Origin of the sequence: Hydrogenophilus thermoluteolus (genome assembly GCF_003574215.1) — a bacterium.
Taxonomy (GTDB): Bacteria; Pseudomonadota; Gammaproteobacteria; order Burkholderiales; family Rhodocyclaceae; genus Hydrogenophilus; species Hydrogenophilus thermoluteolus.
In genome coordinates, this window is the sequence record NZ_AP018558.1 from 970,665 (window position 1) to 991,763 (window position 21,099).

The window sequence follows — 21,099 nt, forward strand, 5'->3', positions numbered from 1 at the left end:
GGACTCGGGTACTATTATCGCGCAATTCGAACGGGTGTTTTCAAGGAGCGAGCTGGGAATGACAGCAGCGGTACGGTTGACAGCGCTCGCGCACGGTGGCGGCTGCGGGTGCAAGATTGCGCCCGGCGTACTCGAACGGCTCTTGCGGGAGATTCCAACGGGGTGCGTTCCCCCTGAGCTCTTGGTGGGTTATGACAAAACCGACGACGCTGCGGTATGGCGATTGAACGAGACGCAGGCGCTCATCGCCACCACCGACTTTTTCCTTCCCGTCGTCGATGATCCGTTCGACTTCGGCGCGATCGCTGCGACCAATGCGCTTTCCGACGTCTATGCGATGGGGGGACGCCCGATCCTGGCGCTTGCGGTCGTCGGGATGCCCGTCGGAAAACTGCCCGAGGCGGTGATCGCGCAGATTTTCGCGGGCGGCGCTTCGGTGTGCCGCGAAGCAGGGGTGGCGCTTGCCGGGGGCCATTCGATCGACTGCGTCGAGCCGTTTTACGGCCTGGTCGCGCTGGGGCTGGCACACCCCCGGGAGATCAAGACCAACGCCGGGGCGCGGCCGGGCGACCAGTTGATCCTGACCAAACCGCTTGGGATTGGCATCCTCTCCGCGGCGCTCAAGAAGGGATTGCTGACTCCAGACGAATATGCGGAAATGCGGCGGTGGACCACCTGTCTCAACCAGGTGGGAGCCCGTTTGGCCGCCGACCCGGAGGTGCATGCGCTCACCGACGTCACCGGTTTCGGCCTGGCGGGACACGGATGGGAGATGGCGCGTGCAAGCGGTGTGGTGGTGCGTTTCCACGCAGCGGCGCTGCCGGTGTTGCCCGCAGCGCTCCGTTACCTTCGCGAAGGGATCAGCACGGGCGCTGCAACGCGCAACTGGCAAAGCTACGGCAACGCGATCGACCTCTCTGCGCTGCCGGAAGCAAAGCGCGCCTGGTGGCAAGCGGTCGTCACCGATCCGCAAACGAGCGGTGGTCTTTTGATTGCGTGCGCCCCTTCTGCGGTGGAGCGGGTGTTGCGCGCGATCTCGGAGACGCAAGGCGGAGGTGGGGTGGTGATCGGTTCGGTAGTCGCCGGAACGCCAAAAGTTGAGGTATTGCCGTGAACGGATCGGCGCATCGGGCGGTAACCGGTTGGGGGCGTCGCGCGCTGCTGTTAGCAACCCCGATCGTTCTGCTCTGGGGAACTGTCCTCTCCCTCAAACTCACGCCCGCCTTTTTTGCGGGTGTGCTCACCTTTGGTGCCTCTCAGGCGATGACCCAGCGTTTTGCTCGCTCGCCCGCTTTTGCCCGCCATGCGCGTCTCTATTCTGCCGCGGTGGTGGCCGTGGTGACGCTCCTTTTGATCGTCGGATTGGTCGAGTTCGTCTTGTGGGCGCCGCAAGCGATCCCAAAGCTCTTCAAACAGTTGGCGACCACGCTCGAACAGTTACGGGTTCTGCTGCCCGCCTGGGCGAGCTATCTGCCCGATTCGGTTGATACCGTGCGCCGCGAGGTGATCGTATGGCTCAAAGCGAACGCAGCGGCGGTGCAGAGTTGGGGGCTGCACACCGCACGGGGGATAGGGTACGTGATCCTGGGGCTCGTCATCGGTGGGCTGGCGGCCGTTCAGGTTGCCTGGTCTAGCAGCGATGCCCCCAATCCCAAACCGCTTCCCCCTTTGGCGCAGGCCATTTTCGACTACACGCGCGAGCTCGTCGCCAGTTTTACCCAGGTCGTTTTTGCCCAGGTGAAGATCTCTCTGGTGAACACCGCGCTCACCGCCGTTTTTTTGGTGGGGATTTTGCCACTTCTAGGGCGAACGTTGCCGCTCACCCCAGTCCTGCTGGTCGTCACTTTTGTGGCGGGGCTGCTTCCTGTGGTGGGTAATCTCATCTCGAACACCATCACCACGTTGGTGGCGTTGAGCGTCTCGGTGATCGACGCGGTACTGGCCCTGGGTTGGCTCGTTTTCATCCACAAACTGGAGTACTTTTTGAACGCCCACATCATCGGCAACCGCATCCGCTCCCACGCGTGGGAGATTTTGACGATGATGGTGGTGCTGGAGGCGGCATTTGGGGTGGCTGGGGTGGTGAGCGCCCCCGTTTTCTTCGCGCAACTCAAATCGACCCTGCGGCGCGAGGGGCTGCTGTGACAACAGACGCCCATCCGTCACCGCGACCCGGTGCGGCGCGAAAGTTCCTGACAGGGGATGAGCGGCGCGAGAGCAGGCCAGACCGTTTCGAGAAGGAGCGGCTGCGCTTCCGCGGTGGGATGGAGCCCATCGGCTTGGAACGCGTCACGGTTGAGCGCAATGGGCGCCAAAAGGAACGGAACGAAACCGGCGACCCGTTTTTCCGCTGCCAATTCCGCAAAGGTCGCGGCGAACGCTTCGCTGTAGTCGGGGCCAAGGTTTGGCGGGATCTGCATGCCAACGAGTACCACTTGCGCGCCAGCACCGTGCGCTGCGTCGATCATCGCAGCCAGGTTTTCCCGCATCGCCGTGAGTGACAGACCGCGCAATCCGTCGTTTGCGCCAAGTTCAAGGATCACCAACCGGGGCCGTTCGCGGGCGAGCAGTTTCGGTAGCCGCACCCGACCGCCGTGGGTCGTCTCTCCCGAAACGCTGGCGTTGACCACGCGCCACTGCGGCGCGCAGGCGCGCAATCGTTCGGCAAGGAGATCGACCCAACCGTTACCGGCGCGCAGACCATAGCCTGCCGAAAGGCTGTCGCCGAAGACGAGGAGCGTAGGTGCCTCGTTACGCGGCGCTGAAGCACTGGTCGTGGTCGCCGGGTCGGGGTTGGCCAGCGCCAGACTGTTCGATAACCGGTTGAGGAACCCAACCGTTATCATCGCACTCAAGAGACGACGACGATTAAGAGAGCAACGCGACATATGATCGAAGCCATCCATCTCACGAAAACGGTCACCCTGCCGAGCGGAACCACCTTGACCTTGCTCGATGCGGTAGACTGTACCATCAACGACGGCGAGGCGGTCGCGATCGTGGGCGCCTCCGGTTCCGGCAAGACGACGCTCCTTGGCCTGCTCGCCGGGCTCGACCTGCCTACGAGCGGAAAGATCGTCGTCGATCGCGCCGATATCGCCACGTGGGACGAAGAGGCGCGCGCCCGTTGGCGGCAGCAAGCGGTTGGGTTCGTCTTCCAGGATTTCCAGCTCCTCTCCCACCTCACCGCGTGGGAGAACGTAGCGCTACCACTCTGGCTCAAGGGCGACGGGAATGCGGAAAAGCAAGCCAAAGCGTGGCTCGCTCGTGTCGGTTTGGCCGAACGGCTCAGTCATCGCCCGGAGACGCTCTCCGGTGGCGAACAGCAACGCGTCGCGTTGGCGCGCGCTTTTGCGTGCAACCCGCGCTATCTCTTTGCCGACGAACCCACGGGAAACCTCGACGCCGCTACGGGCGAAACCGTGATCGAACTTCTCTTTTCTCTGCAGCAAGAGAGCGGGGCGACGCTCGTTCTGGTCACCCACGATCCGGCATTGGCCGCGCGCTGTCAGCGGGTATTGACCTTACAGCGGGGCAGACTCGTCGCGAACGACCATCCTTCACTGGGATGAGAGCGCGGCGCGTACCGCGCGCGCGGTGGTCCAGCCACTAGCCACCGCGCTTTCCAGCCCGGGAAGCGCGCCGATGGGGGGCAACCAGTCGCCGGCAAGCCACAAATGGCTGGCGATGCGAACCGGTTTGGCAACCATCTGCGGAAGCGCCCGTGCGCTACCCCAGCGCAGAACCTGCGGCCACTGGTGCAGCCGCGCCGCTGTTCGGCCCAATTCAGCGGGCAAAAGCGGCGCTGCGTCCTGCGGTTCGGTTGCCACGACTACCGCTGCTGCGGTGAAGTGCAGTTGCCCGACCGTGGTCACCCGCCACCCCGAATCGCCGTGTGGGGTGAGCGTCATTACTGGGGACGCGATCTGTACCACCTGTCCGAACAGACCGATCCGCCGCGCGAGCGCCACCGCAAACCATTCGCTGGCAGCTTCCGCTACCTGCCACGCATGTCTTTGCGGCGCCGAAAAACGCATGATGGCGCGAAGCAGCGGCGCGAGACGTGGCCAGGTCAGGGTTGTGACTGACTCTCCACACCATTGGGCAGCCAATTGTGTGAGCGCAGCGCTGAGCGGCGCGGGCGGAGTGGCGATACGGAACCAGGCATCGAGCGGCGTATCCGGATGGCGACGCCCCCACGCCCGCAACCGCCAAAGCCAAAAGAGGGGGTGGGGAACGGGCGTTCCCTCGATTTTGGGCCAACCGGTTGCGGGGATTGACCACTGCTGCGTTCCGGCGTCATCCCCCCAGGTGAACGGAAGCGAACGGAGCGGTTGCAGGGAAAGCACACCCGTACGCATGAGTTGTTTCAACGTCGGAGCGGCGGCTGGGAAACGAAGCGCATTTTCTGCCAGTTCGGCGAGCGCCCCGCCCAGTTGCGCACGCTTTTCCAGTACGATCACGGAATACCCCCAACGCGCCAACCGCCAACCAGCGGTCAGTCCCGCTGCGCCCGCCCCGATCACGACGATTCGTTTCACTGCGCTCCTTTTCGAGGGGTGATCGTTCCTGCCACACGGTGGTATGATCGCACGCATCGTTCGCATTCGACAAGGAGCCGCGCGACATGGCGATCACACAAGAGGCTGTTCGAAAGGTCCTCGCGCAAACCCTCGACCCCAATCGCGGAAAAGATTACGTGACCACCGGTGCTGTTCGGCAAATCGCGGTCGACGGCGACGCCGTTTCGGTCCAGATCGCGCTCGATTACCCCGCAAAGAGTCAATGGGTAGCGATCCAGCAGCAGATCGAAACCGCGCTTCGTGACGCGTTGCACCCTTCGGCGCTTTTTGTCGAAGTGACCAGCCAAATCGGCATCCACAAGGTGCCGCCCGGGTTACGGCCGCTGCCCGGTGTCGCGAACATCGTCGCGGTCGCGTCGGGTAAAGGGGGTGTGGGGAAGAGCACCACCGCGGTCAATCTCGCGCTCGCGTTGGCGGCAGAAGGGGCGAAGGTCGGGATTTTGGATGCCGACATCTATGGCCCCTCGATTCCGCAAATGCTCGGGCTTGGCCATCACAATCCGGTCTCGGAAGACGGGAAGAAGATGCAGCCGCTCACCGCGTATGGGATCGAAGCGATGTCGATCGGCTTCATGGTGGACGTCGAAACGCCGATGATTTGGCGCGGCCCGATGGCTTCGCAGGCGCTGGTGCAACTCCTCACCGAAACCGCGTGGCACGACTTGGACTACCTCATCGTCGATATGCCACCGGGAACGGGGGATATCCATCTCTCGCTCGCGCAGAAAGCGCCGCTCACCGGCGCGGTGATCGTCACGACCCCGCAGGAGATCGCGCTGTTGGACGCGCGCAAAGGGCTCAAGATGTTCGAAAAAGTCCAAGTCCCCGTTTTGGGGGTGATCGAAAACATGAGCCTGCATATCTGCTCGCACTGCGGTCACGTCGAACCGATCTTCGGCGAAGGGGGGGGCAAGAAGTTGTGCGCCGACTACGGCGTGCCCTTTTTGGGGGCGTTGCCCTTGGATCGTCGCATCCGGGAAGAGACCGACGGCGGCAAGCCCACCGTGGTCGCCGAACCCGATGGCCCGATCGCCGAAAAATATCGAGAAATCGCCCGGCAGGTGGCGATCGCGATCGCCGACCGCGGCAAAGATTTCACCCACAAAATGCCCACGATCGTGGTCAAGAACGACTGAACGCAACGATGAGCATCAAATCGGACCGCTGGATACGCCGCATGGCAGAAGCGTATGGGATGATCGAACCGTTCGAACCCGAACTCGTGCGGCAAGTCGACGGCGCGCGCGTCGTCTCGTTCGGCACCTCGAGCTACGGCTACGACGTGCGCTGCGCCAACGAATTCAAAATCTTCACCAACATCAATTCGACGATCGTCGACCCCAAGAATTTCGATGAACGCAGTTTCGTCGACTTCGTCGGTGACGTCTGCATCATCCCGCCCAACTCGTTTGCGTTGGCGCGCACCGTCGAATACTTTCGCATTCCGCGCAACGTACTCACGGTCTGCCTTGGGAAGAGCACCTACGCGCGCTGCGGCATCATCGTCAACGTCACACCGCTTGAACCGGAGTGGGAAGGGCATGTGACGCTCGAATTCTCCAACACCACGCCGCTGCCAGCCAAGATTTATGCCAACGAGGGTGTGGCGCAGATGCTCTTCTTCGAATCGGACGAGGTGTGTGAAACGAGCTACCGCGACCGGGGCGGTAAGTATTTGGGGCAACGCGGCGTGACCCTGCCGCGCATGTGAAGCGACAACGACAAAGGGCGACGCGATGCGTTTTCATTTTCCGATCGTCATCATCGACGAGGATTTCCGTTCGGAAAACGCCTCCGGCTTGGGGATTCGAGCGCTCGCGCAGGCGATCGAAGCCGAAGGAATGGAGGTGCTGGGGGTGACGAGTTACGGCGACCTCACCTCGTTTGCCCAGCAACAGAGCCGGGCGTCGGCGTTCATCGTCTCGATCGACGACGAGCAGCTGCAAGACCCGCTGCAGGCGGCTGAGGTGATCGAACAGATTCGCAATTTCGTCGCCGAGATCCGTTTTCGTAACGCCGACATTCCGATCTTCCTCTACGGGGAGACCCGCACCAGCCGCCACATCCCCAACGACGTGTTGCGCGAACTCCACGGCTTCATCCATATGTTCGAGGATACCCCGGAATTCATCGCGCGATACGTGGTGCGCGAGGCGCGCAACTACCTCGACAGCCTCGCTCCCCCCTTCTTTCGGGCGCTTACCCATTACGCTGCCGATGGATCCTACTCATGGCACTGCCCGGGGCATTCGGGTGGGGTGGCATTCCTCAAAAGCCCCGTCGGTCAGATGTTCCACCAGTTCTTCGGCGAAAATCTCCTGCGCGCCGACGTCTGCAACGCCGTAGAAGAGCTGGGGCAGTTGCTCGATCACACCGGGCCCGTTGCGGCGAGCGAACGCAACGCCGCGCGCATTTTCCACTGTGACCATCTGTTTTTCGTCACCAACGGAACCAGCACCTCGAACAAGATGGTCTGGCACTACACCGTTGCGCCGAACGATATCGTCGTGGTCGATCGCAACTGCCACAAATCGGTGCTGCACGCGATCATCATGACCGGCGCGATTCCGGTCTTTCTCACCCCGACGCGCAACCACTACGGGATCATCGGCCCGATCCCGGAACGCGAATTCGCGCCAGAAGCGATCCAGGCGAAGATCGACGCACACCCGTTCGCCCAACTGGCAAACGACCGACAACCCCGCATCCTCACGCTGACGCAATCGACCTACGACGGCATCCTCTACAACGTCGAACGGATCAAAGCAGAGCTCGACGGCTACATTCCGACGCTGCATTTCGACGAAGCGTGGCTACCGCACGCCGCTTTTCACGACTTTTACGGCGACTACCATGCAATTGGCGCAGACCGCCCGCGCTGCGAAACTTCGCTTATCTTCTCCACCCAATCGACCCACAAACTGCTTGCGGGGCTGTCGCAGGCGTCGCAAATCCTGGTTCAAGAGGCGAAACAGGGTGGGTTTGACCGGGACCTCTTCAACGAAGCGTACTTGATGCATACCTCGACCTCGCCGCAATACGCGATCATCGCCAGTTGCGACGTTGCCGCGGCGATGATGGAACCGCCTGGGGGTACCGCGCTCGTCGAAGAATCCTTGATGGAAGCCGCCGAATTCCGCCGTGCGATGCGCGAAGTGGCGCGCGACTATCCCGATTGGTGGTTCCGCGTCTGGGGGCCGGATCGGCTCGCGGAAGAGGGGATCGGTTCGCCCGAAGACTGGATGCTGAGACCGAACGAACGGTGGCACGGTTTTGGCGAAATCAGCGAAGGGTTCAACATGTTGGACCCGATCAAAGCGACGATCATCACCCCAGGGCTCGACGTCGATGGCGATTTCCACGACTGGGGTATCCCGGCCGGGGTCGTGACCCGCTACCTTGCGGAACACGGCATCGTCGTCGAAAAAACTGGGCTTTACTCGTTCTTCATCATGTTCACCATCGGCATCACCAAAGGGCGGTGGAACACGATGGTGACCGAATTGCAGCAGTTCAAGGACGATTTCGACCGCAACCAACCTCTGTGGCGGGTGATGCCGGAGTTCATCGCGAAGCACCCGAGATACGAAAAATGGGGGCTACGCGACCTGTGTCAGCGCATTCACGCGTTTTACAAAGCACACGACGTGGCGCGCCTTACCACGCAGATGTACCTTTCGGAGATGGAACCGGCGCTGCGCCCTGCGGACGCCTGGGCCAAACTGGCGCATCGCGAAATCGACCGCGTCCCCATCGACGCGCTCGAAGGGCGGATCACCGCGATGCTCGTCACCCCGTACCCACCGGGAATCCCGCTTTTGATTCCGGGCGAGCGCTTCAACGCAACGATCGTCCACTACCTGCAGTTTGCCCGCGCGTTCAACCGGGCGTTCCCGGGGTTCGAGACCGACGTGCACGGCCTCGTCAAAGGCGAGGATGGGGAATACTACGTCGATTGCGTGCGCGATTGAACGCGGCGGTAGGTGACGAACGCAAACGGATAGGGGTGGTTCGCGTCCGCCGGGTGTCGCGTGCGTGCAACTTCGACGAATTCCGTTTTGGGCCAAGGCGGAAAGAACGCGTCGGCAGAGACTTCGGCGTCGACCTCGGTGAGCTCCAAGCGGTCCGCAAAGGGAAGTGCCGCGGCGTAGAGCTGCGCGCCGCCGATCACGAACACGGTGGGCGCCTTCGCCAATGCCGCCAATGCCGCCTCGAGCGTTGGAAAGCATAGCACCCCAGAGGGAAGCGTCGATTCCGGTTCTCTTTCGGTGGGCGCGGCGTCCGTTTGCGATCGCGCAAGCGTTCGACTCACCACCACATTGGTGCGCCCCGGCAGCGGCCTCCCAAGAGAGTGCCACGTGTTGCGCCCCATCACCACCGGCGCCCCCAGCGTGAGCTGCTTGAAGCGTTTGAGGTCGTCCGGCAGATGCCACGGAAGCGCATTGCGGTACCCCAGTTCCCCATTTCGCCCCATTGCGGCGATGATCACGATTTCGCTCATACCGCCACCGGCGCCGGAATATGGGGATGGGGGTCGTACCCCTCCAGGGTGAAGTGCTCGTAGCGAAAATCCTCGAGCCGTGTGACCGTCGGGTCGAGCCGCATCCGCGGCAACGGGCGTGGCGTGCGGGTGAGCTGCAGACGCGCTTGTTCGATGTGGTTGCGGTACAAGTGGCAATCGCCGCCCGTCCAGATGAACTCGTGCGCGGTGTAGCCGCAAACCTGCGCCACCATCATCGTCAGGAGTGCATAGGAGGCAATGTTGAACGGAACCCCCAAAAAGACGTCGGCGCTGCGCTGATAGAGTTGGCACGAAAGCCGCCCATTCGCGACGTAAAACTGAAAAAGTGCGTGACAGGGCGGAAGCGCCATCTTGTCGACATCGGCGGGGTTCCACGCCACGACCAGGTGGCGTCGCGAGTCTGGATTGTTCTTGAGCGATTCCACCACCTGCGCGATCTGGTCGATCACCCGCCCGTCTGGTGCCTCCCAGCGCCGCCACTGTTTGCCGTAGATCGGCCCCAAGTCACCATTTGCGTCGGCCCATTCGTCCCAGATCGTCACCTTGTTTTCATGAAGGTAGCGAATGTTGGTGTCGCCGCGCAAAAACCAGAGCAGCTCATGAATGATCGAGCGCACATGGAGCTTTTTCGTGGTGAGGAGCGGAAAGGTCTCCCCGCCGTTGAGTGGAAACCGCATCTGATAGCCGAAGACCGACAGCGTGCCGACGCCGGTGCGGTCGCGTTTTTCCACGCCGTAGGTGAGGATGTGGTCGAGAAGCGCCAGATAGGTCTGCATACAAAAACTCGCCGGTTTTTTGATCCAGGTCAAAGAAGCCCGTGAATAACTATGGTAATGTGAAAAATACCACACGTGCCATGGGGTGGCGTATGCGCAATCTAGAACTATACCGCGATTCGAACCACCTGTGCGTGCTTTTGCACGAAACCGAAGGGAATGAAGAGGAAGGCATTCACTCGAATCAGTATCTCATTTTGCACCGGGAGGAGGGGGTATTGCTCGACCCCGGCGGTTTCGGCGTGATGCCCGACGTGCTCGAAGCGATGCTCGACTACTGCACGCCGGAGCAGATCAAGGCGATCATCCTTTCGCACCAGGACCCGGACATCGTCGGCGGGTTAGCTTCCTGGCTCGAGATCACACAAGCTCAGGTGTGGATTTCGCGTTTGTGGACCCGCTTCATTCCCCATTATGGTCTCCCACCCAAGGCGGTCGAGCGCCTTATCGCGATTCCCGACGAAGGGGCACGCTTCACCTGGAACGACGGTACGGAACTGGAGCTCCTGCCGGCTCATTTCCTCCATTCCGAAGGCAATTTCCACGTCTATGACCCCACCAGCCAGATCCTCTTTTCAGGCGACCTCGGTGCAGCGGAGATGAGCAGTGCGGCACTCAGCCCATTTGTCGATGACTTCCCCGCTCACGTTTGCCAAATTGCCGGATTTCACCGTCGCTACATGGTGAGTCACCGTGCGGTTGCCGTATGGCGCGCGACCCTGGGGGATCGACCGCTCTCGATGATCGCCCCGCAGCACGGAGCGATCTACCGTGGTCGTGCGATCACTGATTTCCTTGCCTGGATCGACGAACTGCCTTGCGGCGTCGATTGCCTACAGCCAGGCGGGAGATTCCTTCCGTGAACCGTTTCGTCCCCAGTAATCTGGTCGTTTTGCGCCGTGACGTGCTTCGCGCCGCGAGCGCGCTCCTGGAAGAGCAGGTTCGGGCTAGCCAGGCCTTCTCGGCAATCGCCAAGACGCTTCACCGCGTTCACGGAGAACTGGCCAATTCGCTTGCGGAATTGGCTGGGAGAGCCGATGCGGACCTTACCGTTCGGCAATTGGCCAGACGGTGCCAAACGCTGAGAACGACTCTTGCGCTCGTCGAGCAACACTATCAGGCCGATGTCGTCCGGCAGCGCGATGCGTTGCGCGCCCTTCTTGCGGCGTTCAACGAAAGCAGCAAAGTGCTGGCGCAGACGTTGGTAGAAAAGGATCTTCTCGATCGCCACCGGATGGTGCTCGAGCGGGTTGTCCTCTCCTACGAACGGGTGATCAACTGGCTGCCCTTCATCGAAGAGGTGCTCAAGGAGTTTCACGCGATTTTTCCGTTCGACCTCTTTTTCGTCGCGTTTGCGGAAAAGCATGGGTTGACCGCGCACCTCTTCTACCCAGGGCGACCCACAGCGGCACAGCGATCCGATCTGGAACCACAACTCGTGCGCGAACTCCTTGCGCGTTTGAACCAACCGTTTGATGCCGCTGTCGACCTGGCGGTCCATTACCTGGATTGGACGCCGTGGTTTGGGATCGCGACAGCGCAATGCTATCAATTGCTCACCGAGAAGGTGCCCGATCATCGCTCAGGACTGGCCGGTATTCTTGGTGTTGGCTTTGGCACCGCGCAACCGCTCAGCGCGCAAGAGCAAACCGTGATCCGCTCGCTCTTGGCAATCCTGGTGATCGTCGTCGGGTCTAGCCGGGCGCTTTCAGACACGCTGCGCGAGCTTGAGTATTTTTCGATGCACGATCCGCTCACCCACCTCTACAACCGCCGCCATTTTCTCCACATGCTCGAGTACGAGATCGGTCGCAGCGAACGGCACCAGCATGCGTTTAGCCTCATCATGATCGATCTCGACGATTTCAAGGAGATCAACGACACCTACGGTCACCCCGCAGGTGACCTGGCGCTCACAGAGCTTGCGAACGTGCTCCAGGCGCAAGTTCGGCAAGGCGACCTCGCTTGCCGGATTGGCGGCGATGAGTTCATCTTGTTGCTTCCCGAAACGCCGCTGGAGGGTGCTAAGGCGCTCGCGCGCAAACTCTGTGATCGGTTGCGCGCCCATCGTTATTTCTATCAAGGGACCTCATTTCATGTGACCTGTTCACTGGGCATTGTGAGCTACCCGCAAGACGGAAAGTCGGTCCATGAACTCCTAGCGCACGCCGATCTGGCTGCCTATGAGGCAAAACGGCGAGGAAAAGACGAAATCTGCGCTTATGACGACCTCAAAACGCGCCGGACGGGCGGCGCTTTGACGCGTGACTCCCTTGCCGAGCAGCGCAGCGAGGTGGAAGCGCTTCGCGAAGCGCTCGCCGAGCGACGCATTGTTCCGTTTTTTCAACCGATCGTCGATATGGCAAGCGGTCAGGTGGTTGCGTTCGAGGTGCTCGCCCGCCTCATCCCGTCGGTAGGCGACCCGATCCCAGCAGGACGGTTCATCACGGTAATCGAAAAATATGGTTTGGGACGCGAACTCGACCGCCAGATCATTGCAGCAGCGCTCGCGGCGTTGCGTGACTTTCCAGGGGAAAAACCCACCCTTTTTCTCAACCTATCGGTACAGGAGATCCAAAACCGCAACGTGCTCGGTTTTGCGGCACGCCTTTGCCACCAGTGGGGGCTGGATCCCGGCCGCATCGTCTTCGAGCTCTTGGAGCGGCACGCCGTCGACGATCTCGAGAAGTTGCGCCAGTTCATCCGGCAATTGCGCAAAAGAGGGTTCCGGTTTGCGCTCGACGACTTTGGCAGCGGCTACAACAGCTTGCACTATCTGCGGGAACTGGAGCTCGATTTCGTCAAGATCGACGGCGCGTTCGTGCGGGGCATGCAAACGTCGCGCATCGACGAGGCGCTGGTGCGTAACCTCTCCAATCTCTGTGCGGATCTCGGCATGCAGACGGTAGCGGAATTCGTCGAAAATGACGAAATGTTTGCCATGTTGCAGAAGATGGGGATCACCCATGCGCAGGGCTACTACCTCGGTTTGCCGCTGCCTCGCCTGCCGGTGGTAGAATCGCTACCGCGCACTAGCTCCCCGTAGTTCAATGGACAGAACGAGCGCCTCCTAAGCGCTAGATCCAGGTTCGATTCCTGGCGGGGGGACGAAAGTGGCTATGAAAAAACATCAAAAAACCCCTCAACTTTTCCCACCGTGTGTCGATAACCCAATTAGAATTGCAAAATTCGGGCATCCAACCAAAGGGGGAAACGATGCGCATCAACCAGCCTGTGACCCAGCGTGAATACCCGGTGCGCGACGACTGCGCGATCATCAGCCATACCGACGAGAAGGGTCGCATCACCTATTTCAACAAAGATTTTCTGGAGTATTCCGGCTTTGCGCCCGAAGAGCTGATGGGGCAGCCGCACAACATCATCCGCCATCCGGATATGCCGCCCGAAGCGTTTCGCGACCTCTGGGCCACCCTCAAAGCGGGACGTCCTTGGCAGGGCATGGTGAAAAACCGGCGCAAGGATGGTGACCATTACTGGGTCAAGGCCACCGCAACCCCGAAACCGGGGGGCGGTTATATGAGCGTGCGGATGAAGCCCACGCGCGAAGAGGTTCAAGCCGCGGATGAACTCTACGCGCGGATGCGCGCCGGGGAAAAGATCGCACTCGAAGGGGGTAAAGTCCGCGCAGGCGCCATCACCCGCTTTTTGCGGCGCATTACCCTCAAGCAGCGGGTCGTACTCCTCATGCTCTTTCCGGTGATCGGTTTTGGGTTGTTGTTGGGTCTGGAGTGGTATGAATACGGGCAACCGTCGCTGCTTTCTTTTCTATTCACGCTCCTTGGTGTGGTCGTGACGCTGACGGTCGGTGGGTGGACGGTCAGCCGCCTCTCGCACGGTTTTGCCGAAGCGCTGCGCATCGCCCGTGCGGTGGCAAACGGCGAAATCAAAGTCGAGTTCGACGACATGGGGCGGGACGAGCTCGGCGAACTCTTCGACGCGCTTCAGATCATGCGCAACCGCCTCTTCGAATTGGTCTTTACGCTCCAGCAACAGCTCAAAGCGGTGCAGGAAGCGCAGCACGCGGCAGAGTCCTCTGCGCAAGCGATTGCCGCCAGCGCGCACCAACAGGCCGAAAATACCCAGGCGATTGCTGCTTCGGTCTCGCAGAATACCGCTTCCGCTCAAAAAATTGCCGAACACGCTACCGTTACGGCCAAAGCGGCCGTTGCGGCGCAGCAGGCGGTCGACACCGGCGCGCGAGTCGTTCACCGTGCCGCCGACGAGATCGCGCGTATCGCCCTTTCCGTCCGAACGTCGGCAGCGAATCTCACTAAGCTCGAAGGCATTGCAGGTGAAATCGGCCAGATCATCCAGACGATCCGTGAGATTGCCGACCAAACCAACCTCTTGGCGTTGAACGCCGCGATCGAAGCGGCGCGCGCAGGCGAACAGGGGCGCGGTTTTGCGGTAGTCGCCGACGAGGTGCGGAAACTGGCCGAGCGCACCGCGAAAGCAACGCTCGAAATCGGGACGATGATCGAACGCATTCAGGAAGAGACGCGCGTCTCGGTAACCAGCATGCAGGAGGGGGTGGCGCTCGTTGAAAAAGGGGCGGAGAGTGCCCACGAAGCGGGGAACTCGGTCGAGGAGATCAAGCGGGAAGCCGAAAAGGTGATCTCCGCTGCGCAGGAGATTCAGCGGGCGATGCACGAGGAGCTCGAAGCGCTGCGCGAAATCGAAACGCACGCCAAGCAGATTGCCGAAGACAGTCAACTGGTCGAGGAAAAAGCGCAAACCGTCGTTGCAGCCGCAGGCCAGGTGGGGCGTGCGACGCAGCAAGTCATCAACACCGCGTCGCTCTTCAAGACGTAGACAGCATCCCGAAACGCGTTTGCCACCGTTGCCAAAAGGCGTCGGGTACCGGCGCCTTTTCCCGTTTCGCGTAATCGAAGGTGACAACGCCGTGTTTGCCCCGCGCCACTTCGCGCCCGCTTGATGATTCCGTCAATTGCCAAACCAGGTCGAAACCGTAGCGGTGGAGGTCCGCGATGCCCATCGCGCAAAGCAGCCGTTCGCCATGAAAAGCTTCGCTGCGGTACTGTGCCGCCACGTCCGCGAGGATGATCCCTGCGCCGCCAATGTCTACCTGGGAAAAGCCCAATTCGGCCAAAAGCCTGCAGCGCGCTTCCGCGACCAGCCCCAAGAGCCGCGCATTGTCGAGGTGCTGCCCTTCGTTGATGTGTTCGATGTAGATCATGAGTTCGGTGACGAACGGCAGATGTTCGGGTAGAGCGATCTTGATGCGTGCCATGATGTGTGTAACCCATTCGTATCGGAACCTGGAAAGCCGATGATGATAACAGGAAAGCGCTGTACCACTTTTCCTTGCCGCACAGGCCGGCCGCGCTATAATGGATGTGGTGCTAACCCCAATCGAACCGGTGTCCATGCCGAAAACGATCGCGCTCCTGCGAAACGTCCCGCTTTTCTCGTTGCTCGAGGATGAGACTCTGACCCAGGTGGCCGAGGCTGCGCAGCCCGTGGTCCTGGAACGAGATCAAGTGCTTTTTTTCCGCGGCGACGCTTCGCGGGGGTTCTACGTGGTCGTGCAAGGGCGGATCAAACTCTATATCGACGGGCCGAATGGCGTGGAAAAGGTGATCGAAACGGTAGGGCCCGGCGGTACCTTCGGCGAAGCGGTGATGTTTCTGCGCCAGCCTTACCCAGTAAACACCGCCGCGCTGACACCGGCAGAAGTGCTTTTCATCCCGCGCGATGTGATCGAACGGTTGCTCGACGCGAATCGCGATTTCTGCCAACGGATGCTCGCCGGGATGGCGATGCGGTTGCGATCCCTCATCCACGATATCGAAACCTATTCGGTCTGTTCGGCAACCCAGCGCGTGATCGGTTACCTCCTGCAATTACTGCCGGAAGCAGGGGTGGCGACCAACGATGGCCCCATCTTGCTCGAATTGCCGGTGCAAAAATATGTGTTGGCCTCTCGCCTCAACCTGAAGCCAGAGACGCTCTCAAGGGTCTTTTCCGACCTTGCAGCCGAAGGTCTGTTACGCACCAGCGGGCGAAAAGTGTGGATTTTGGATTTGGAAGGACTGCGCGCCTTTGCGCCCCAAGAGGCGTTCTTGCCGCCTTGCCGCTGACTCTGATGACGCCAAAGTTCTGCCAGCGGTGTCCATTGGTCACCCAAGAGGTCTTGCACACTGCGCGCGACACTGGACGGATCGAAAAGTGTCCCATAAGCGTCGAAAACACACGCAGCAATTCCGTGCAGGCGTTTGGGGGGCATGGCGTTCGTCTCCTTGAGCGATCGTTCAAGGAGATTTTACACAACCAACGCGACTAGGAAGAAAAACGCAAAAATACCGTCGATCTTCTGCGTCAAGCTTCCAGGGATGCGCTGTAGCAACGACATGCGGGTCAAAGTAAGGAGGGCGAACGCGCCGATTGTGGCCGCTTATAAACCTTCGGTCAAGAGGGCGTAGATTTTCGGAAGCCGTTCGGCAAGCGTCGCCATGCGGGGGATGAGCAGATAGCCAGATTGGCCGAAGAGATAAGGGAGGTAGTCCGAAGCGTCTTTGTCGATGGTGAGGCAGAATGGGCGTACGCCCGCACGTTTGGCCTCACTGATCGCCATGCGGCAATCTTCGATTGCATAACGCCCTTCGTAACCGTCGAGGTCGTTCGGTTTTCCGTCGGAAAGGATCAACAGCAGGCGCAAACTGTGGGGTTGCTGTTCCAGCTGCCGAACAGCGGCACGTATCGCCGCGCCCATTCGCGTGTAGTAACCGGGTGTGATCGCTGCGATGCGCGCACGTACCGAGTCGGTTCGTCGTTCAGAAAAGCGTTTGAGCCAATGGAACAAGATCTCCGAGCGGCGGCGCGAAGAAAACGTGGCGATCGCGTAATCGTCGCCCGTGGCCGCGATCGCTTCGGAAAAGACCCACAGGGTGTCGCGGATGAGGTCGATTACCCGAAGGTCGTCGGACGCATGGGCATCGGTAGAAAGGGAGGTATCGGCCAAAAGCAGCGTCGCGATATCCCGGTGGTGGGCGCGCTTAGCCAGATAGAGACCGCGGTCGGCTTCCGCAAACCCTGCGATCCGATCCGCGCGAAAACGGACGAACCGTTCCAGATCGAGTTCGTCACCGTCGGGTTGGTCTGTCAAGGTGACGCGAATGGGAGCAAGCAGTTCGAGCTGCGCGCGTAGACGGCGAATCATGCGCCGAAGATGTTCCGGGATCTCGGCCGTAGCGTTGTCACTGGGTGGGGTTGTCATCACGACACGGCAAAAATTTTCCCGGTAGGATTGGGTGCGGTAATCCCATTCGGAAAGCAGCAGTTCGCCGTGCAGTGTCTCGTCCGATTCGGTGCCTGGTGCGGTTTCGACTTCCATGCGAACCCGCGCGGCAACCCGTTCGTCGTCGTCGGCGAAATGGAGCGTGTCGAGCGTCTCTGTGACGCGGCTGGGGTCCGCTTCCGGCTCGTCGTCCTGCGATCGATTGACTTTGACGTATTCGGCCCAAGAAAGAAGACTTTCTGCCCGGAATACGAGTAGCATTCCGTGCTCTTCTTTTGGCGCGTCGGTGCGTTCCGCGCGCAGGGTTCTCTGCTCCGTTTCCGTGTCGCGCGCTTTCGCATCAGAAGCGGCGTCGCGATGCTTTTTCGCTTCGGGCGGTGCCGCAGGATCTTCCAGAAACCAGAGCCACACCGGAAATGGTGCCTTTTTGCTACGATTGGGCTCTGGAAACGAGGTGAGTGCCCCGGGAGTGGTGAGCGCGAGCCGAATGGCGTTTTCCACTTCCGCTTCGGCAGGGGGAAGTCGTGCCGGATCGGGTCGGTATGCGATCAGAGCATGGACCAGTCGCCGATAGCGCGCTTCCCACGCCGGGAAGCGCGCAAGGGCAACGACCGTAGCACGCTGATTGGCAAGCCATAAGGGTTCGCCTTTCGGGACATAATGGGCAGCCGCCAGGGCCAGCCAGAAATAGGCGTCGCGGTTGAGCCTCGGATCGGGAAACCAGTCGATCGTCGCCGGGAGGTAGCACGCGTCTTGACCGATCATCGGCAGGGTATAGCGATCGCCGACACCCGCGATCCGTTCGACGAGGCTTCGCCGGTGATGACTTTGGCGCCGCACCGCCGGTTTAAGGACGCGCGCAGGGATTCCGCCGCAACCCCGATAAAAAACCGCAAGCGGGCGCACCCAATCGCTGAGCGCGACCGTCGCTTCCGGATGGTTGTGCTCGGCGACCCGCGTGATCCAGCGATCCCAGAGTGCACCGATCCACTCTTCCATCGCGACCGCTATCCTTCGAAAACGGAACGGACGATCTCTTCCAACCCGAGTGCGACTTCACGTTCATCGGTGAGCGCTTCGATGATCGCGGCATGGCACGCAAGCAACGGTTCGACGCCGCTGGCGATCAAGCGGGCGGCATAGACGAGCATGCGTGTCGAGATCACCTCTTCCAAATCGATTTGCTTGAGACCACGGATCGCTTGCGCCAAATGGACCAGTTTTTGTGCGACCCAAGGTTCGCAACCCGTCTCGGCAATGAGGATCTCACGCTCTTTTTCGGGTACGGGAAAATCGAAGCGCAGCGCGACGAAGCGTTGTCGGGTAGAGGGCTTCAGCCCTTTGAGAAAATTTTGATATCCAGGGTTATAGGAGACCACCAGCATGAACGTTGGTGGCGCCGTCAGATGCTCTCCGGTGCGTTCCAAGAAGAGTTCACGGCGATGGTCGGCGAGCGGATGGAGCACCACGGTGACGTCCTTACGCGCTTCGACCACTTCGTCCAGATAGCAGATCCCCCCTTCGCGAACCGCGCGGGTCAATGGACCGTCTTGCCAGACCGTTTCGTCGCCACGAATGAGGAAGCGGCCCACCAGGTCGGCAGCGGTGAGGTCGTCGTGACACGCTACGGTATAGAGCGGGACGCCCAAGCGTTCCGCCATATAAGCGACGAAGCGGGTTTTGCCCACACCGGTTGGTCCTTTGATCAGCACGGGGAGCTGGTTCGCGAACGCCTTTTCAAAGAGGGCGATTTCGTTGCCTTGGGGGTGGTAGTGGATGCTCATCGGCTAACCTTGTCCGCGGTTTGTGTTGTGTGGCTGGGGTTCGTCTCTTTTGGGGCAGCACTGGCAAACGGGCGCATCGCTTCAAGTCCTTGCGCCACCCGAATCACTTCGCCAACGACGATGAGCGCAGGGGGGTGGACTTCAGCTGCTTTCGCGATTGCGGGGAGCGTTGCCAACGAACCGACGATGCGCCGTTCCTGCGGCGTGGTGGCGGCTTCGATGATCGCTGCCGGTGTTTCCGGCGCACGCCCATGTGCGATGAGTTGCGCGCAGAGCTCAGGCAACGTGGAAACGCCCATGTAGAAAACGACGGTCTGTTTGGGGCGAGCCAATGCGGGCCAGTCGAGGTTGAGCTTACCGTTTTGCAAGTGGCCGGTGACGAAGAGGCAGGCTTGTGCCACACCGCGATGCGTCAGCGGCAGTGCGTTGCTCGCGGCCATGCCACAGGCCGCAGTGATGCCAGGAACGATCTCGAACGGCACGCCGGCCGCGGCAAGTGCCCATGCTTCCTCACCGCCGCGACCGAAAATCAATGGATCGCCACCCTTGAGACGGATGATGCGCCGCGGCGTTTCTTGCCACAGACGAACGAGCAGTTGGTTGATCTCTTCTTGAGGCAAGGTGTGATTTCCGGCGCTCTTGCCAACGAAGATGCGTTCGGCTGTGGGGGAGATCAGCGCCAGGACGCCATCGGAGACGAGGTTGTCATAGACGACCACGTCGGCGTGCTGCAAGAGCTTTGCTGCGCGCAGCGTCAGCAACTCGGGGTCGCCTGGCCCGGCGCCAACCAGATAGACTTGCGGTGTGGGGAGATCGCTCATCGGAGAACCCTCGTTTTTCTCTCATATCGGTGTTGTACCACTGTGGTGGTTGATTCGCTATGACCTACGTCAATTTGTTCATGTTTCTATCCCGGGCGACCATCTGGGCGGGGACGGATCAGGCGCGGGATGAAGCGGGTGAGGTAGAGCACGAAAGCACTGGCAAAAAAGAGTGCTGAAAGCCGTAAGCTCCAACCGGCCCATGACACAGGGGCTGCGGCAAAGAGGCGGGTAGCGGTTGCGGCGCCGATGAGGAAGAAAGCAAAACGCAAACCGCGGGGTGCGCGGTTGGGGTTCCCGCCGGTGTGTCCCAACGCGGTGCGGGTGATCATGCCCAGGATCATCCAACCCATGCCGCCGACGGTGATCAGATGGAGCACTGCGCTCCGCCAGCCCGATTCGCTCCAAACCGCCAAACCGAACGCGAGAATACCCAGACCGGTTGCGGCAAAGCCAAGATGAAGCACCCAAACCATCGGGTTTTCCCAAATGCGCGGGTGGTACCAGCGGACAGAGCGTTCGAGATAGGCGACTCCGGTGGCGACGCTGAGCACAAGCACCACAAAGCGTGGCGCGTCGAAGAGGAGCGCGCAGGCGAGCGCTTCCGCGCCGAGCACGGTCAGTCCAAGCGAATAAGCAGGTGTCGGTACTTGCTCCAGCGACAATGCTCGGCTGGTAAAAAAGGAGATGACCCGCAACCCCATGAACGCGATGATCGCCGCGATCGCAAATACGCCCGCTTCCAGAAAAGCGAGCGGGTTGCTCCATACGGATTGATCCCCGATTGAAGCGAGGAACCCCAACTCCAGTGCCCCGAGCACGAGGACCAAAAGCGGAACGGGGTAGTTACGCACTTGCTGTCGCTTCCAGACGCGAAACCAAAGCGTTTCAGCCGCAGCCAACCAGAAGAGCGCCGCGGGAATTGCGATCCCCAACAGAGACGGGGAGAACGTGGCGGCAACTCGGGTGATGAGCCAGAGTAGAACCAGCGCTCCCAAACGGATCCCGGCTAAAGGGGGTAACCCCGTCCAGTTGGTGACCGCGGTATGTAAGAAGCCGACGACGATCGCGCCGCCAAAACCCCAGACCATTTCGTGGCCGTGCCAAAAAAGGCTGGTTAGGAGGGGATCGACGCGCAGCGTGGTCCCGCCAAAAGGAGGAGCGATGCCCCAACCCCACAGCAAGACATTGACCACGACAAGTAGGCTGCCCAAGAGGTAAAACGGGCGAAAGGCCATCGCGAGCCATGCCGAGACGCTGGGCGCGAGTTGGGTGTGCATACGGTTCGGATCCATGCGCGTCCTTTGCAAAGATTTGGTTGTTCCCCAATTATG

The 21,099-nt window shown here is 60.8% G+C and carries 19 protein-coding genes and 1 tRNA gene; 11 read left to right on the forward strand and 9 right to left on the reverse strand.

Annotated elements, in window-relative coordinates; genetic code table 11:
- Positions 1–58 precede the first annotated feature (58 nt).
- On the forward strand, positions 59–1,114 hold the full coding sequence (gene selD, locus HPTL_RS04665) for a selenide, water dikinase SelD (protein WP_119334929.1): 1,056 nt from the start codon (positions 59–61) through the stop codon (positions 1,112–1,114).
- Positions 1,111–2,145: an AI-2E family transporter gene (locus HPTL_RS04670; RefSeq protein ID WP_119334930.1), complete on the forward strand. Its 1,035-nt coding sequence runs from the start codon at positions 1,111–1,113 to the stop codon at positions 2,143–2,145. Before selD ends, HPTL_RS04670 begins: the two co-directional genes overlap by 4 nt.
- Before the next feature lie 17 nt (positions 2,146–2,162).
- Here HPTL_RS04670 and HPTL_RS04675 read toward each other — a convergent pair whose 3' ends face one another.
- The gene (locus HPTL_RS04675) at positions 2,163–2,846 is read right to left on the reverse strand and encodes an arylesterase (protein ID WP_119334931.1); all 684 of its coding nucleotides are present in this window, start codon (positions 2,844–2,846) and stop codon (positions 2,163–2,165) included.
- A gap of 42 nt (positions 2,847–2,888) precedes the next feature.
- Here HPTL_RS04675 and HPTL_RS04680 point away from each other — a divergent pair, with 42 nt between their 5' ends.
- The gene (locus HPTL_RS04680; RefSeq protein WP_119334932.1) at positions 2,889–3,572 is read left to right on the forward strand and encodes an ABC transporter ATP-binding protein; all 684 of its coding nucleotides are present in this window, start codon (positions 2,889–2,891) and stop codon (positions 3,570–3,572) included.
- Here the strand turns inward: HPTL_RS04680 and HPTL_RS04685 are convergent.
- On the reverse strand, positions 3,561–4,541 hold the full coding sequence (locus HPTL_RS04685; protein WP_197713790.1) for an FAD-dependent oxidoreductase: 981 nt from the start codon (positions 4,539–4,541) through the stop codon (positions 3,561–3,563). The genes HPTL_RS04680 and HPTL_RS04685 overlap by 12 nt on opposite strands.
- Positions 4,542–4,627: 86 nt before the next feature.
- Between HPTL_RS04685 and apbC the strand changes: the two genes are divergently transcribed.
- Genes apbC through HPTL_RS04700 form a run of 3 tightly spaced genes read left to right on the forward strand, consistent with a single transcriptional unit; the run spans position 4,628 to position 8,554 of the window.
- Complete coding sequence (gene apbC, locus HPTL_RS04690) at positions 4,628–5,719, forward strand: iron-sulfur cluster carrier protein ApbC (RefSeq protein ID WP_119334934.1); 1,092 nt, start codon at positions 4,628–4,630, stop codon at positions 5,717–5,719.
- Between the two features lie 8 nt (positions 5,720–5,727).
- A complete protein-coding gene (gene dcd, locus HPTL_RS04695) occupies positions 5,728–6,294 on the forward strand; it encodes a dCTP deaminase (RefSeq protein ID WP_119334935.1) in 567 nt (188 codons plus the stop codon).
- Positions 6,295–6,319: 25 nt separating this feature from the next.
- Complete coding sequence (locus HPTL_RS04700; RefSeq protein WP_119334936.1) at positions 6,320–8,554, forward strand: arginine/lysine/ornithine decarboxylase; 2,235 nt, start codon at positions 6,320–6,322, stop codon at positions 8,552–8,554.
- Here HPTL_RS04700 and HPTL_RS04705 read toward each other — a convergent pair.
- Both HPTL_RS04705 and HPTL_RS04710 read right to left on the reverse strand, forming a co-directional pair.
- Positions 8,530–9,084 carry a dihydrofolate reductase gene (locus HPTL_RS04705; RefSeq protein ID WP_119334937.1) on the reverse strand — a complete coding sequence of 185 codons (555 nt, stop codon included), beginning with the start codon at positions 9,082–9,084 and terminating at the stop codon, positions 8,530–8,532. The genes HPTL_RS04700 and HPTL_RS04705 overlap by 25 nt on opposite strands.
- Positions 9,081–9,881 carry a thymidylate synthase gene (locus tag HPTL_RS04710; RefSeq protein ID WP_119334938.1) on the reverse strand — a complete coding sequence of 267 codons (801 nt, stop codon included), beginning with the start codon at positions 9,879–9,881 and terminating at the stop codon, positions 9,081–9,083. Before HPTL_RS04710 ends, HPTL_RS04705 begins: the two co-directional genes overlap by 4 nt.
- A 92-nt stretch (positions 9,882–9,973) precedes the next feature.
- Between HPTL_RS04710 and HPTL_RS04715 the strand changes: the two genes are divergently transcribed.
- The 4 genes from HPTL_RS04715 to HPTL_RS04730 all read left to right on the forward strand — a co-directional run bounded on the left by HPTL_RS04715 (position 9,974) and on the right by HPTL_RS04730 (position 14,714).
- Positions 9,974–10,744 carry an oxygen-binding di-iron domain-containing protein gene (locus HPTL_RS04715; protein WP_119334939.1) on the forward strand — a complete coding sequence of 257 codons (771 nt, stop codon included), beginning with the start codon at positions 9,974–9,976 and terminating at the stop codon, positions 10,742–10,744.
- Complete coding sequence (locus HPTL_RS04720; RefSeq protein WP_119334940.1) at positions 10,741–12,927, forward strand: putative bifunctional diguanylate cyclase/phosphodiesterase; 2,187 nt, start codon at positions 10,741–10,743, stop codon at positions 12,925–12,927. Before HPTL_RS04715 ends, HPTL_RS04720 begins: the two co-directional genes overlap by 4 nt.
- A tRNA-Arg gene (locus HPTL_RS04725) sits at positions 12,918–12,989 on the forward strand. The genes HPTL_RS04720 and HPTL_RS04725 overlap by 10 nt, the downstream gene beginning before the upstream one ends.
- A 108-nt stretch (positions 12,990–13,097) precedes the next feature.
- Positions 13,098–14,714 (forward strand): methyl-accepting chemotaxis protein, encoded by a 1,617-nt coding sequence (locus HPTL_RS04730; RefSeq protein WP_119334941.1) that lies wholly within the window; start codon positions 13,098–13,100, stop codon positions 14,712–14,714.
- Here HPTL_RS04730 and HPTL_RS04735 read toward each other — a convergent pair.
- Positions 14,704–15,153 (reverse strand): acyl-CoA thioesterase, encoded by a 450-nt coding sequence (locus HPTL_RS04735; protein WP_119334942.1) that lies wholly within the window; start codon positions 15,151–15,153, stop codon positions 14,704–14,706. The genes HPTL_RS04730 and HPTL_RS04735 overlap by 11 nt on opposite strands.
- A 136-nt stretch (positions 15,154–15,289) precedes the next feature.
- Here HPTL_RS04735 and HPTL_RS04740 point away from each other — a divergent pair, with 136 nt between their 5' ends.
- Complete coding sequence (locus HPTL_RS04740) at positions 15,290–16,003, forward strand: Crp/Fnr family transcriptional regulator (protein ID WP_170141271.1); 714 nt, start codon at positions 15,290–15,292, stop codon at positions 16,001–16,003.
- Between the two features lie 314 nt (positions 16,004–16,317).
- Here HPTL_RS04740 and HPTL_RS04745 read toward each other — a convergent pair whose 3' ends face one another.
- The 4 genes from HPTL_RS04745 to HPTL_RS04760 form a co-directional block, all read right to left on the reverse strand.
- Positions 16,318–18,159, reverse strand: coding sequence for a nitric oxide reductase activation protein NorD (locus HPTL_RS04745; protein ID WP_119334944.1), 1,842 nt, complete (start codon positions 18,157–18,159; stop codon positions 16,318–16,320).
- Positions 18,160–18,167: 8 nt separating this feature from the next.
- A complete protein-coding gene (locus HPTL_RS04750) occupies positions 18,168–18,944 on the reverse strand; it encodes a CbbQ/NirQ/NorQ/GpvN family protein (protein WP_119334945.1) in 777 nt (258 codons plus the stop codon).
- Entirely contained in the window at positions 18,941–19,765 is an 825-nt protein-coding gene (cobA, locus tag HPTL_RS04755; RefSeq protein ID WP_119334946.1) for a uroporphyrinogen-III C-methyltransferase, read from the reverse strand. Before cobA ends, HPTL_RS04750 begins: the two co-directional genes overlap by 4 nt.
- Before the next feature lie 86 nt (positions 19,766–19,851).
- Positions 19,852–21,060 carry an NnrS family protein gene (locus HPTL_RS04760; protein ID WP_119334947.1) on the reverse strand — a complete coding sequence of 403 codons (1,209 nt, stop codon included), beginning with the start codon at positions 21,058–21,060 and terminating at the stop codon, positions 19,852–19,854.
- Between the last annotated feature and the right edge of the window lie 39 nt (positions 21,061–21,099).

What these genes read in the sequence shown, in the direction of transcription:
- dcd (WP_119334935.1), top strand. Translation starts at nt 5,728, where the DNA reads ATGAGCATCAAATCGGACCGCTGGATACGCCGCATGGCAGAAGCGTAT.
- HPTL_RS04675 (WP_119334931.1), bottom strand. Translation starts at nt 2,846, where the DNA reads ATGATAACGGTTGGGTTCCTCAACCGGTTATCGAACAGTCTGGCGCTG.
- HPTL_RS04745 (WP_119334944.1), bottom strand. Translation starts at nt 18,159, where the DNA reads ATGGAAGAGTGGATCGGTGCACTCTGGGATCGCTGGATCACGCGGGTC.
- HPTL_RS04750 (WP_119334945.1), bottom strand. Translation starts at nt 18,944, where the DNA reads ATGAGCATCCACTACCACCCCCAAGGCAACGAAATCGCCCTCTTTGAA.
- HPTL_RS04715 (WP_119334939.1), top strand. Translation starts at nt 9,974, where the DNA reads ATGCGCAATCTAGAACTATACCGCGATTCGAACCACCTGTGCGTGCTT.
- HPTL_RS04680 (WP_119334932.1), top strand. Translation starts at nt 2,889, where the DNA reads ATGATCGAAGCCATCCATCTCACGAAAACGGTCACCCTGCCGAGCGGA.
- selD (WP_119334929.1), top strand. Translation starts at nt 59, where the DNA reads ATGACAGCAGCGGTACGGTTGACAGCGCTCGCGCACGGTGGCGGCTGC.
- HPTL_RS04710 (WP_119334938.1), bottom strand. Translation starts at nt 9,881, where the DNA reads ATGCAGACCTATCTGGCGCTTCTCGACCACATCCTCACCTACGGCGTG.
- HPTL_RS04760 (WP_119334947.1), bottom strand. Translation starts at nt 21,060, where the DNA reads ATGGATCCGAACCGTATGCACACCCAACTCGCGCCCAGCGTCTCGGCA.
- cobA (WP_119334946.1), bottom strand. Translation starts at nt 19,765, where the DNA reads ATGAGCGATCTCCCCACACCGCAAGTCTATCTGGTTGGCGCCGGGCCA.
- HPTL_RS04700 (WP_119334936.1), top strand. Translation starts at nt 6,320, where the DNA reads ATGCGTTTTCATTTTCCGATCGTCATCATCGACGAGGATTTCCGTTCG.
- HPTL_RS04730 (WP_119334941.1), top strand. Translation starts at nt 13,098, where the DNA reads ATGCGCATCAACCAGCCTGTGACCCAGCGTGAATACCCGGTGCGCGAC.
- HPTL_RS04740 (WP_170141271.1), top strand. Translation starts at nt 15,290, where the DNA reads ATGCCGAAAACGATCGCGCTCCTGCGAAACGTCCCGCTTTTCTCGTTG.
- apbC (WP_119334934.1), top strand. Translation starts at nt 4,628, where the DNA reads ATGGCGATCACACAAGAGGCTGTTCGAAAGGTCCTCGCGCAAACCCTC.
- HPTL_RS04735 (WP_119334942.1), bottom strand. Translation starts at nt 15,153, where the DNA reads ATGGCACGCATCAAGATCGCTCTACCCGAACATCTGCCGTTCGTCACC.
- HPTL_RS04705 (WP_119334937.1), bottom strand. Translation starts at nt 9,084, where the DNA reads ATGAGCGAAATCGTGATCATCGCCGCAATGGGGCGAAATGGGGAACTG.